The organism is Rhizobium aethiopicum, from assembly GCF_900094625.1.
In the GTDB taxonomy this organism is placed as follows: domain Bacteria; phylum Pseudomonadota; class Alphaproteobacteria; order Rhizobiales; family Rhizobiaceae; genus Rhizobium; species Rhizobium aethiopicum.
This window is the reverse complement of sequence record NZ_FMAJ01000021.1, coordinates 1-12,201: the sequence shown is the minus strand read 5'-3', so window position 1 is coordinate 12,201 and position 12,201 is coordinate 1. Positions and strand designations below refer to the sequence as shown.

Annotated in this window: 11 protein-coding genes and 2 pseudogenes; 7 read left to right on the top strand and 6 right to left on the bottom strand. The window is 58.5% G+C overall.

Going from position 1 to position 12,201, the window contains the following annotated elements:
- Positions 1 to 58: 58 nt before the first annotated feature.
- Together GA0061105_RS28035 and GA0061105_RS28030 are read left to right on the top strand one after the other, a co-directional pair.
- Positions 59 to 658: a transglutaminase-like cysteine peptidase gene (locus GA0061105_RS28035; RefSeq protein WP_064695424.1), complete on the top strand. Its 600-nt coding sequence runs from the start codon at positions 59 to 61 to the stop codon at positions 656 to 658.
- Positions 659 to 926: 268 nt separating this feature from the next.
- A complete protein-coding gene (locus GA0061105_RS28030) occupies positions 927 to 2,246 on the top strand; it encodes a UDP-glucose dehydrogenase family protein (RefSeq protein ID WP_064695425.1) in 1,320 nt (439 codons plus the stop codon).
- A gap of 212 nt (positions 2,247 to 2,458) precedes the next feature.
- Here the strand turns inward: GA0061105_RS28030 and GA0061105_RS28025 are convergent, their stop codons facing one another.
- Together GA0061105_RS28025 and GA0061105_RS33595 are read right to left on the bottom strand one after the other, a co-directional pair.
- A complete protein-coding gene (locus GA0061105_RS28025) occupies positions 2,459 to 3,226 on the bottom strand; it encodes a metallophosphoesterase (protein WP_092754133.1) in 768 nt (255 codons plus the stop codon).
- Between the two features lie 115 nt (positions 3,227 to 3,341).
- Positions 3,342 to 3,549: pseudogene (locus GA0061105_RS33595) on the bottom strand (TolC family protein); the annotation flags it as partial.
- A 393-nt stretch (positions 3,550 to 3,942) separates the two neighbouring features.
- Between GA0061105_RS33595 and GA0061105_RS28015 the strand changes: the two are divergent.
- Positions 3,943 to 4,186, top strand: a pseudogene (locus tag GA0061105_RS28015) (KTSC domain-containing protein).
- 183 nt (positions 4,187 to 4,369) lie between these two features.
- Here the strand turns inward: GA0061105_RS28015 and GA0061105_RS28010 are convergent.
- The 3 genes from GA0061105_RS28010 to ung all read right to left on the bottom strand — a co-directional run bounded on the left by GA0061105_RS28010 (position 4,370) and on the right by ung (position 6,755).
- A complete protein-coding gene (locus GA0061105_RS28010) occupies positions 4,370 to 4,975 on the bottom strand; it encodes an alpha/beta hydrolase (RefSeq protein ID WP_092754127.1) in 606 nt (201 codons plus the stop codon).
- Between the two features lie 10 nt (positions 4,976 to 4,985).
- On the bottom strand, positions 4,986 to 5,918 hold the full coding sequence (locus tag GA0061105_RS28005; protein ID WP_092754124.1) for a VOC family protein: 933 nt from the start codon (positions 5,916 to 5,918) through the stop codon (positions 4,986 to 4,988).
- A 135-nt stretch (positions 5,919 to 6,053) separates the two neighbouring features.
- Positions 6,054 to 6,755 carry a uracil-DNA glycosylase gene (gene ung, locus GA0061105_RS28000; protein WP_092754121.1) on the bottom strand — a complete coding sequence of 234 codons (702 nt, stop codon included), beginning with the start codon at positions 6,753 to 6,755 and terminating at the stop codon, positions 6,054 to 6,056.
- Positions 6,756 to 6,987: 232 nt separating this feature from the next.
- Between ung and GA0061105_RS33110 the strand changes: the two genes are divergently transcribed.
- The 3 genes from GA0061105_RS33110 to GA0061105_RS27990 all read left to right on the top strand — a co-directional run bounded on the left by GA0061105_RS33110 (position 6,988) and on the right by GA0061105_RS27990 (position 10,314).
- Positions 6,988 to 8,412, top strand: a complete 1,425-nt coding sequence (locus tag GA0061105_RS33110) for a phosphomannomutase (RefSeq protein ID WP_208601711.1) — start codon at positions 6,988 to 6,990, stop codon at positions 8,410 to 8,412.
- Between the two features lie 39 nt (positions 8,413 to 8,451).
- Positions 8,452 to 9,879 (top strand): mannose-1-phosphate guanylyltransferase/mannose-6-phosphate isomerase, encoded by a 1,428-nt coding sequence (locus tag GA0061105_RS33105; protein WP_208601710.1) that lies wholly within the window; start codon positions 8,452 to 8,454, stop codon positions 9,877 to 9,879.
- A gap of 129 nt (positions 9,880 to 10,008) precedes the next feature.
- A complete protein-coding gene (locus GA0061105_RS27990; protein WP_064695432.1) occupies positions 10,009 to 10,314 on the top strand; it encodes a hypothetical protein in 306 nt (101 codons plus the stop codon).
- A 21-nt stretch (positions 10,315 to 10,335) separates the two neighbouring features.
- On the opposite strand, the gene GA0061105_RS27985 is transcribed toward GA0061105_RS27990, so the two are convergent.
- Complete coding sequence (locus GA0061105_RS27985; protein WP_092754118.1) at positions 10,336 to 11,292, bottom strand: endonuclease/exonuclease/phosphatase family protein; 957 nt, start codon at positions 11,290 to 11,292, stop codon at positions 10,336 to 10,338.
- Between the two features lie 213 nt (positions 11,293 to 11,505).
- Here GA0061105_RS27985 and GA0061105_RS27980 point away from each other — a divergent pair.
- Positions 11,506 to 12,201: NAD-dependent epimerase/dehydratase family protein (locus GA0061105_RS27980; RefSeq protein WP_141130240.1), on the top strand; the 696-nt coding region annotated here is incomplete at its 3' end.

Here is a 12,201-nt window from a genome sequence, read left to right as displayed (position 1 = left end):
TGACTGTGCCAAAAGGCAAGCCTGATCTTGATCGGTTGCCCTGACGGGGATTTAAGAGATGAAGAAAACCTTTGTTACACTTCTGGCACTGGCTGTTGCGGCAGGCAATGCCTGTTCGGCATTCGCCGCCAGCCCCTCAGGTCTTGCCCGCGAACTGAACAGCAATTCGGCGGTCAGTTATATCTCTGAAAAAAGCAAGATCATTCCGCCCTTCGCCCAGGTGTTGTTCTGCGCACAGAATCCGGCCGAGTGCCGCGACAATAACGGTTCGGCCGTCGTCGCGCTGACGGACGAGGAAATGCTGCAGCTGAAGAATGTGAACAGCGCCGTCAACCGAACGATTGTCGGCCGGAGCGATCCCCGCAACGAACTGAACGGCGACGTCTGGAAGGTGAATGTGCGCAGCGGCGACTGCGAGGATTTCGCATTGACCAAGCGCAGCCGGCTGATCGCGATGGGCTGGTCGTCGCGCGCTTTGCGAATCGCAACGGCGTATACACCCTCCGGTGAAGGACATGCGGTCCTCGTGGTCAGAACCGACAAGGGCGACCTGGTGCTCGACAACCGGCAAAGCAGCATCAAGAACTGGCGCGATACAGATCTGCGCTGGGACAAGATCCAATCGGGAACGGATCCCTACGTCTGGTACCGTCTGTAGCAACCCAGGCAGCCCAAAGAGCAATACGTCCCACTCCGGAATTGAAGTCGAGCCGGCTCTGACGAACGGCTCGACTTGTCATATCGCGCACACAAACCTATGTTTTTGCTGTCGAGGGGGTAGCCGGCAACGAGCAGAGGCACCTCGATTACGACTTCCGATGTGGGTATCAAGCGATCTTCGATATTGTCTTTTGGCCCAGATTCAGTATGACGAACGCCATGCTGCGACGCAGCATGACGTTCTACTCTAATGATTTGAGGGAAATATGCGCATCACGATGATTGGATCAGGCTATGTAGGCCTCGTTTCAGGCGTTTGCTTTGCGGATTTCGGCCACGACGTCATCTGCGTCGATAAGGATCTGAGCAAGATCGAGGCCCTTCGCGAAGGCCGCATTCCGATCTACGAGCCAGGTCTCGATCAGCTGGTCGCCGAAAACACCAGCACCGGCCGTCTGTCGTTTTCGACGGATGTCGGCGAAAGCGTTCGTGGCGCCGACGTCGTGTTCATCGCGGTCGGCACGCCGTCCCGGCGCGGCGACGGCCATGCCGACCTCTCCTACGTCTACGCGGCTGCGCGCGAGATTGCCACCTATGTGGAAGGCTTCACGGTCATCGTCACCAAATCGACGGTGCCGGTCGGCACCGGCGATGAGGTCGAGCGTATCATGCGGGAAACCAATCCTGCAGCGGATATCGCCGTCGTTTCCAACCCCGAGTTCCTGCGCGAAGGTGCTGCGATCGAAGATTTCAAGCGTCCCGACCGTATCGTCGTCGGCCTGAACGACGACCGGGCACGCGAGGCCATGACCGAAGTCTATCGTCCCCTTTACCTCAATCAGGCTCCGCTGGTTTTCACCACCCGCCGCACCTCCGAACTGATCAAATATGCCGCTAACGCCTTTCTTGCGATGAAGATCACCTTCATCAACGAGATCGCCGATCTCTGCGAGCGGGTCGACGCAAACGTCCAGGACGTCTCGCGCGGTATCGGCCTCGACGGTCGTATTGGCTCGAAGTTCCTGCATGCAGGTCCGGGTTACGGCGGCTCGTGCTTCCCGAAGGACACGCTTGCCCTTGCCAAGACCGCGCAGGATCACGACGCCCCGATCCGTCTGATCGAGACGACGATCTCAATCAACGACAACCGCAAGCGCGCAATGGGACGGAAGGTCATTTCGGCGGTCGGCGGAGACATTCGCGGCAAGAAGATCGCCATCCTCGGACTGACCTTCAAGCCGAACACTGACGACATGCGCGACAGCCCGGCCATCGCCATCATCCAGACGCTGCAGGACAACGGCGCTCAGGTGGTCGGCTACGATCCGGAAGGCATGGAAAATGCCCGCAAGGTGATCGAGAACATCGAATACGCGAACGGCCCTTACGAAGCCGCCGCTGGCGCCGATGCCCTCGTCATCGTCACCGAATGGAATCAGTTCCGCGCGCTCGATTTCAATCGCCTGAAGCAGTCGATGCGCGCTCCGGTTTTGGTCGATCTGCGCAACATCTACCGCAGCGACGAAATCCGCAAACACGGCTTTATCTATACCGGTATCGGTACCAATCTTTACCAGGACGCCTGATAGCGCCTGGCAAATATGTGAACGTTCTGACGCCGCGGGCATGAATCCCGCGGCGTTTGTTTTGGAGCGTGCCGCCGAAATCGAAGCACTTTTTCGATGAACGCTCTCTTTGCCCAGCGCGTCGGCTCGTGTTTCGGGATCGCTTTTCGGAAAGCACGATGCGTGGATTGATAGCGTTAGAGCGCCGTACGTCGGACGCCTAAAAGGAACCTCTAAAGAAGCCCCACCCGCGTCCCCTTGATCGTCAGCACGGTCAGCCGGCCCGTCGCCGAAACCGCGGTGTCGATGCCGATGCGCTGCGGACCGAATGTCGGGGCTCGACCGGGCGTATGTCCGTGGATCACGAGGACAGGAAGCTGGGGTCCTTCGTCGAGGAAGGGCTGGCGGATCCACATGAGGTCGCTGTCTTTCTGTTTTTTGAGATCGATTCCGGGTCTGACGCCTGCATGCACAAACACCACCCTACCCATCCGCAGCATGATCGGCAGCGATTCCAGGAACTGGATATGCCGCTCGGGTATCATGTTGCGTATCACGCGAGTGATCGTTTCGTTTCCCGCCGACTGCAGGAGATGCTCGATATCGATACCATATGAGTGCAGCGTCTCCGTCCCGGCAAAACCCAGCCATTCGAGAAGACCCGCCGGTTTGCGATAGAGCTTCGCGAGTTCCGCATCGTGATTGCCGCAAAGGACCAACCGCTGAAATCCGGGCGGCGGATTCTTGCTCAGGAACTCCAGAACCGCACTCGAATCCGGTCCACGATCGACATAATCGCCGAGCATGACGATGAGTTTCGGCCCTGGAATGCGCGCTGCATCCTCCACGATACGGCGATGCGCCTCGACGAGTTCGGTATAACATCCGTGAACATCGCTCATTGCATAGACCGCGGCGAAGTCGCCCTCGGCAAATGTCAGCCGAGCGCGCTTCTTACGGTTGCCAGCCAGTTGTCGCCACGGTCCTAGATAATCAAACATTTAACCCATTTATGAGACCCGACCGAGTGGCGGGTTGACCCATTTCTCATCCATCGCTGCAACGGCGCGAAGCTCACTGTCCATAAGAAGTTGGCCTGATCGCGGCGTCGACATCCTAGCCGAAACCTATTGCCACATTCAGAACGACATATTCCTTCGCCGTTTGCTGAACCGCCTGCGCCAGGCTCACCTTGGCGGTGGCGGACCGAACGCTGTGGGTTCAACACATCAAGCAATGAGGATTGTCCATCCTTGTAGCTCCTGATCGAAAGCGCAAGAGCCTCCTTCGCGGTGTTCACCAGGGCGCGAAGCGCCAGAACGGTCCAAAATGGAGCCACTGAAGGGCGATGCGCGAATAAAGCAGCACCTCGGCAAAGACAATATTGCCCATCGCAACGGACGGCGCTTCATACTTATCCATAGTTGAGGAGTTAGCGCGATGAATATTAAAGCTGTATCCTAATGAAAAGTGGTTAATCTCCGGTTAAGCCTGCGTTTATTGTTGCAATTCTCTCTTCCTTAGCTGCATCACCCATTATTGCCCCGCCTGGAAGAACTGAAGACCTTAGACTTTCCACAGGTGAAAGCTCCGAAAAAGCTGTATAAATCAACTAAAGCGAGAGGCCCCAGGAAAAAATGAACGTTAAAGCAGATCATGCTTGACGGGCTTGCGACGCCACTTAAAGATGGCGCGTTGCGAGCGTGAATGACCATTCTTGATCAAGAATCTCAGATCCAGAAATTGCGGGGTGCAAAGTGGAAACTGCGGTTGATTCGAAACTTATCGAGGCGATCAGCTACGACGAAGACAGCCGGCATCTACGGGTCTATCTGACGAACGGTCAGAGGCGAGAATATGAAGGTGTCCCCAAAGGGGTCGTCGTCGGTTTGACGATGGCGGAATCACCGGGGAATTTTTATATGAAGGCAATAAGGGGCAAATATCCTCTTCGCCCATAGCTGCCGCGCAGGCTGTCCGGCGGTCTGACGACCGCACATCGGAATTAAGTGCGAACGTCTCTGAAGAACCGAGACCTCTTGGATATCTAGCCAATCAACGGCGATTTAATCGTCGTTCCAGCAATGGGGCGGGACCGGTGTTGACCGGTCCCGCTCAACGTCTTGGCCATCGCCCCGCACGCGTCAATAATTGCCGAGGAGCTCGCGAACCGCATCGATCTCAAGCGGGGCGATCTCGTGGCCGCCGGGATGCCAGACCGTCCTGACCTCCGCGCCGCGGCCCTCCAGGTGCGCAGAGAGCGCCTCGGTCATAGCGACCGGAGCGATCGGATCCCGCCGTCCGGCCGTAACCAGCACCTTTCTTCCCGCTAGCGACGAATGGGCTTCGGGCTGAAACGGAATGAGCGGATGCATCAAAACCGCGGCGTCGAAGACACCCTTTTCGATGAGCACATTGGCAAGGATATTTGCGCCGTTCGAGAAACCCAGGCCGAGAATTTGCGAAGCCTGGTATTCGTCGGCAAAAGACTGGACGTAGGCCGCCATCTTCTCCGTCGCCCGCGACAGGTCGCACATGTCGTAGACCCCTTCCCCGGTGCGACGGAAAAATCGGGCGGCGCCATGTTCGGAAACGTCGCCGCGCGGCGAAAGAATCGTTGCTTCGGGCAGCAGCCGACGGCCGAAATCGAAGAACTGGTTTTCATCGCCGCCAGTACCGTGCAGCACGAGCAGAACAGGTTTGTCAGGTGCGCCGGCATGCAGTCGGTGCACATATCCCATTTCGAGCATATCGTCCTCCCTAAGCTTCGAGCGGCTGCAGATGCTGCTCGAGCAAGGCGCGAAGGTGAGAGTGCTGCGGCGGAAGTTTCAGCGCTTCGCCAAGATGGGCCGTGTCTTCATCGCGGTCGAAGCCGGGCTCATTGGTCGCGACCTCGAACAAGACACCCCCCGGCGTGCGGAAATAGATCGCCCAGAAATAATCTCGGTCGATCACCGGCGTCACCTGATAGCCTGTGTCCATCAGCGCCTTGCGCACTTCGAGCTGCTTTTCGCGGTTTTCGACGGCAAAGGCGACATGGTGGACGGAGCCGGCGCCGGGAAGCGAGCGGGCAATGTTCGGCATGGTTTCGAGGTCGATGAGATGCGCGCCGTTGCCGTCCGGTCTGACAAGCCGTTTGACCCCGTCCCGTTCCTCGGCGACGTCGTAGCCCATGAACTTCAGCAGTTCGGCCGTGGCACCTTCATCCCTCAGCCGCATGGCAACGGAGTGGAAGCCGCGAATAGCGTGATCCTCGCTGATGCCGCCATGCGTCCACGGCTGGCGTCCATCGTCCTTGACTTCCACGAGCGCAAAGCCGTCCCCATCCGGGCCGGAGAAGTTCAGACGCTTTTCGCCGAAGCTTTCCTCGGCTTTCAGTCCGCCGACACCGAGCGTGGCGAAGCGGTCGCTCCAGAAGCTGAGTGAGCCATGCGGGACGGAAAATGCGGTCGTGCCTACCTCACCGGTGCCGGGACGGCCCTGCGCCATCTTCGGGAACGGGAAATAGGTCATGATCGTGCCGGGTGCCCCGGTCTCATCACCGTAGTAGAGGTGATAGACGTCTGGCGCATCAAAATTGACAGTCTTCTTGACGCGACGCAGGCCGAGCGCATGGGTGAAAAACTGATTGTTGGTGCGGGCATCCTCCGCCATCGACGTGACGTGGTGTAGACCCTTGATCTGATCGAGCATGTGAGACCCCTTTCTCGCCCGCCGTTCGCGGGCTTGTGATGGATCATAGATGCGCCTGGCCCAGCCTCCGGAATAGACCTCTAGACCAAAACGCATTGTCTCCTTTTAGTGAACGAAGATCAATTCATGTTCACCTCAGGCGCCGTGAGGATCTGCCGGCAATTGCCAGTCGATCGGCGCTCGCCCGCGGGACTGGAGGAAAGCATTCGCCCTGGAAAAATGCTTGCAGCCAAAGAAGCCGTTATGGGCCGAAAGCGGCGAGGGATGCGGCGCCCTGAGAACCAGATGCCGCGCTGGATCGACAAAGCCGGCCTTGCGCTGGGCATAGGAACCCCAGAGCATGAAGACGACGGATTCGCATTCGTCATTGACCTTGCGGATAACCGCATCGGTGAAACGCTCCCACCCCTTCCCCTGATGGGCGGCCGCCTGCCCTTCTTCGACAGTCAGCACGCTGTTCAACAGGAGCACGCCCTGCCTTGCCCAATGTTCGAGAAAACCGTGGCGCGCCGGTGTTATGCCGAGATCCGTCTCCATCTCCTTGTAGATATTGACCAGTGAGGGCGGTACGCGCACGCCGGGCCGGACACTGAAGCATAATCCATGTGCCTGCCCAAGCCCGTGATAGGGATCCTGGCCGAGGATGACGGCCTTGACGTTGGCGATCGGCGTCAGATCAAGAGCGCGGAAATATTCGCTCCCCTTCGGAAAGATCCGCTTGCCGACCTGCTTTTGAGCGACGAGGAAGGATTTGAGCTGTTGCATATAGGGACTTGAAAACTCCCCCGCCAGCGCGGCCTTCCAGCTCTCATCGAGACTGACGGATGTATCGCTCATCAGAAAACCCTTCAGCATAAGACGAAACAATGGACACACGGTTCTAACAAAATAGGCTGGCGTCGCAATGCCTGTTGGTCTCGCCGCGGCTCGACCCATCGAGACCTCGCAGCAAGCAGCAGAGCTTGTTCGAGACGTCATCGTCCGTGTTTACTATATGGCCGCTTCGGTATTTACGCCGAGTGGCGGGGTGAGTAGAACCTTATGGTGGCAATCGGGGGCATGTCTTCACATGAAATTTGGCACGAGCGGCCTTCGCGGACTTTCAGTCGATCTCAAGGGGCGCGCCTCCGCCCTCTACGCCACCGCATTCGGCAAATATCTGCTGCAGAGCGGCAAGGCGCAGAGCGGCGACGTTATCCTGATCGGACGCGACTTTCGCGATTCAAGCCCTGAAATCTCGGCAAATTGTGCCGGTGCGCTGACGGCGCTCGGCTTCCGGATCTTCGATTGCGGCAATGTGCCCACTCCGGCCCTTGCTCTTTATGGCCTCGAACGCAAGGCAGCGTGCCTGATGGTCACCGGCTCGCACATTCCTGCGGACCGCAACGGCATCAAATTCTATCGCCCGGACGGTGAAATCGATAAATCGGACGAGGCAGCGATTACTGCAGAGGCAGCCGAGATCGAGCGAAGCGGCGAAGCGCCCATCGAGGCGCCGGCCAAGATGGAGGAGCATGAGGCAATCTGCCGGCAGCTCTTTTTCGATCGTAATGCCGGCCTGCTTCCACAAGGCGCGCTGTCCGGCTTGAAGATCGGCGTCTACCAGCACAGCACCGTCGCCCGCGACCTGATGGTTGACGTTCTCACCCATTACGGTGCCGAGATCATCGCTCTCGGCCGGTCGGAAAGTTTCATTCCTGTCGACACCGAAGCCGTGTCCGGCGAGACGATCACGCTGATGAGACGCTGGGTATCCAAGCACAAACTCGACGCGATCGTTTCGACCGATGGCGACGGCGACCGCCCGCTTGTCGCGGATGAAACCGGTATGCCGTTGCGCGGCGACCTTCTCGGCCTCGTGGCAGCCAATTTCTTGGGAGCCCGCACAGTGGTGACACCCGTCACCTCCAATTCCGGCATCGAGGCCGCAGGCTCCTTCGCCGTCAAGCGCACCCGTGTCGGCTCTCCCTTCGTCATATCAGGCATGGAAGAGGCCGTGGCGGCCGGTGACGATCGCGTCATGGGCTTTGAAGCCAATGGCGGCTTGCTGACCGCTACCACTTTCCATATCGATGGGCAGAACCTGCGCGCCCTGCCGACGCGTGATTGTTTTATTCCCATGCTCGCGATCCTGTCGCTCGCGGCCGCTCGCCGACAGCCGCTCTCTGCCATTGCCGCCTCCTATGAGCTGCCCTTCGCCGCCGCCGATCGCCTGGAGAATTTCCCGGTGGAGACGAGCGCCGCGCTGATGGAATATCTGCGTGGCTCGGATGAAAATCTCGCCTCTTTCCTGCAGCCCATTGGCGCGGTAGCGACGATATCCGATATCGATGGGCTTCGGGTGACGCTGAGGGATGGCCGAATCATCCATTTCCGCCCATCCGGCAATGCGCCGGAGATGCGCTGTTACGTGGAAGCCGGGAGCGAATCCGCAGCCCTCGACCTGCTGCACGCCGGGCTCGACAGAATAAGGGGGTGGGCAGCCGCCCGCTAACATGCAACGAATGAGCCGTTTATTTCAAGGAACCCGCCTATGACGCAGAAAATCGTTCCCGTGATCATGGCCGGCGGCAAAGGCACGCGGCTCTGGCCGCTTTCCCGTGCCACCGCCCCGAAACAATTCATCCAGTTCGTGGGCGACAAGACGCTGTTTCAGGCAACGCTCGAACGTGTTTCCGATTCCGGTCTCTATGAGGCCCCGATCGTCGTCACCAACGAGGAGTTCCGCTTTCTGGTCGCCGAGCAGGCGCGCGAGCTCGCCATCCCGCTCGCCGCTGTCTTGCTCGAACCGGTCGCACGCAATACGGCCGCGGCGGTCGCTGCCGCCGCAACACTTGCCGCGGACCTCTTCGGCAAGGACACCATCATCCAAATGCTCGCCTCGGACCACGAGATCCTCGCCGACAACAGCTATTTCGACTGCATCGGCATCGCCCGCAAGGCCGCTGCTGGCGGCAGCCTCGTCACCTTCGGCATCAACCCGATCGAGCCGGCGACAGGTTATGGCTACATAGAAATCGGCGATGCACTCGAAAACGGTGCTCACAAGGTGAGTCGCTTCGTCGAGAAGCCGGCATTGGAGGAAGCCCAGCGGATGCTCGCCGAGGGCGGCTTCTACTGGAACTCGGGCATCTTCATGTTCCCGGTCAACGAACTTCTTGCCGAGTTGCAGGAATATGCGCCCGAGGTGCTGAAGGCTGCAAGCAAGGCTGTTTCAAAGGCAAGCCGCGACCTCGATTTTACCCGCCTCGACGCTGACCATTTCGCCAAGAGCCCCGATATATCGATCGATTATGCGATCATGGAAAAGACTTCGAAGGCGGCAGTCGTCCCCTCGCCATTCCGCTGGTCGGACATGGGAAGCTGGGATGCTGTATGGAAATCCGGCAAACGCGACGATAACGGCAATGTCGCCGCTGCCAACACGACTGTCGTCAATACCCGCAACTCCCTCGTCATGACCCATGGCGTGCACCTTGCCGTCCAAGGCATGGAGGATGTCGCCGTCATCGCGAGCGAGGACGCCGTTTATGTCGGACCGCTCAAGGACAGCCAGAATGTCGGGCAATTGGTCAAGATGCTGGCCTCCTCCTCGGCGACGGCAAAATTCACCGAAACCCATCCGACCTCTTACCGACCGTGGGGCGGCTACACCTCCATCTTCAACGGCGATCGCTTCCAGGTGAAGCGGATTTTCGTCACGCCGGGCAAGAAACTTTCACTGCAGAAACACCACCATCGCTCCGAGCACTGGGTCGTCGTCAAGGGAACGGCTGAGGTAACGATTGGCGACAAGGTGCAGATGTTGCGCGAGAACGAAAGCGTCTATATCCCGCTAGGCGAAGTTCATCGCCTCGCCAACCCCGGCAAAATCGTCCTCGAGCTCATCGAAGTCCAGACAGGCTCCTATCTCGGCGAGGACGATATCATTCGCATCGTCGACGAATTCGGAAGAACCTAAAGCAGGCGCCGGAACGGCCGGCGGACCAGCTCCGCCAGCGCTTCCGTATGACCAACGTCCCTGTTGAATTCCCTCCCGGCATTCACGTAGAATGAATGTGCCGACAGACCTGACAGGAGATGTCTTCTGATGCGTACCCTGCCCGCCCTCGCCGGATTTCTTTCAATCGTGCTACCGGCAATGGCCTATGCCCAAACGGCGAACATGCGAGCCGCAAGCGAAGCGGAAATTCGCCAGCATCTGCCCGGCACCTCGGAGCTGAAAGAAGCCAGCAATGGCTACGAGTATCGCGAGGGCAACGAGAATGGCTACAAGATCGAGAATGGTCAGGTGTGCGTCCGGTTTCCCGACAAGTCGACCGATTGCGTCAGCGTGAAGACCGACGGCAAGAATTTTCAGATGATCGACCGGAAGGGCGGGCGAACCAGATTCTGATTTCGACCGGGTCGTCAGCGGTTATCGTGCCGGCGCAGTTCCGCCATCGCTATCCAGAACGAATTCGGCGATCAGGCCTGAATGGTTGGAGCCGAGATTGTCGTCGAGACGCTTCAGCGACGTCAGATGAAGCGGAGCGCGTGCGAATATGTGATCGATGGCGATCCCGAACCGGCCGAAGGCGATCGGCCATGTCGTCGGTTCCGGCGCCACAGTCTTCAGCTTCTGCCTGCGCAGGAATGCCTGAATGGCGGGGGCAATCGATGACGAATTGAAATCGCCGGACAGCACCAGAGGCCCAGAGAGCGAGTCAAGCGCCTTGTCGAGATCCTCCAATTCTTCGGCCTGGTAATCGTCGTAATAGGGTTTGGTCAGGTGCGCTGATACGAAATTGACGGTTTGCCCGCCGAAAGCGACTCCCGCTGCGACCAGCCTGTCTTTTCTCAAGCTGCCAATGCTCGCGACCTGCCGGGTCACGAAGGGGCGTTTTGACAGCACCAGCGTATCGCAGCTGTCTTTGCCGTGGTCACAGCCGATGTGGTAGGGATAGACCTTGAACAATCGCTGCAGATGGAATGTCAGCGGCTTGGCTTCCATCAGATTCACGACATCGGCATTCGAAGCGATCACCATGTCGGCGATGGCGGTCGAATTTTTCCAGTTGTCGATCGCGACGTTGAACGACATCAGACGGAAAAGCGGCGCCGTTCCCGTCTCCCTGCTATCCTCGCCAAATTCCTTCAGCATGACAATGCCGTGCGCGGTGAGAAGCAGCGCGGCGAGCAGAAGGGCAAAGCCGTAAACATGTCTTCTGACGGCCAGGATAACGAGGCTGGCGGCGACGAATGCAGCGCCGAGGTGGATCTGAAAGCTGTAGATGAAGGATAGCAGCCAGAAGTTCGTGACATAGCGCAGCGACACGATCGCGATGGCCAAGGTCAGAAACGCCGAGAGAACCCAATAAATTATGTTTCTCATCGATCCTTGGTTCCGATCGCAGACGACGAGCCGGCCATAACATGACGATCCTCATGGTGCAACGCAACATGACGTTGAAAACAAACGGCAGCGGCAGCGCTCAGACCTTATCTGTCAAAACCTATCGACTCGCCCTCTTTTTATCCTGTAAGTGGGACCACTTGATACGGAATCGGCTTTTTGCCGTCGGGAGGGAGCCGAGAAAAGGTGGGAATGCGCTACTTCATTACAGGCACTGCCGGCTTTATCGGTTTTCATCTTGCCAGGCGCCTGCTGCAGGAAGGGCACGAGGTGACGGGCTTCGATGGCCTCACTCCCTATTACAACGTCAAGCTCAAGGAGATGCGTCACGCCGCGCTCTCCCAGTTTCCGGCCTTCCGGCCTGTCATATCAATGCTTGAGGACCGCCCGGCACTGGAGGCGGCAGTCTCCGCGGCCAAGCCTGACATTCTGATCCACCTCGCGGCACAAGCCGGGGTCCGCTACAGTTTGGAGAATCCCGAAGCCTATATACATTCGAATGTCGAAGGCTCCTGGAACATCATGGAAATCGCCCGACGGGTCGAAGTCCGCCATCTGATGCTGGCCTCAACATCGTCGATCTATGGCGCAAACGCGACCGTCCCCTTCCACGAGACTGATCGCGCCGACGAGCCCTTGACCATCTATGCGGCAACGAAGAAGTCGATGGAACTGATGGCGCACAGCTATTCCCATCTGCACAAGATCCCGACGACGGCCTTTCGCTTCTTCACCGTTTACGGTCCGTGGGGCCGGCCCGATATGGCGCTGTTCAAATTCACCAAGAACATGCTCGAAGGCCAGCCGATCGAGATCTACGGCGAAGGCAATATGAGCCGTGACTTCACCTATATCGACGATCTCATCGAAGCGATCGTCAGGTTGTCG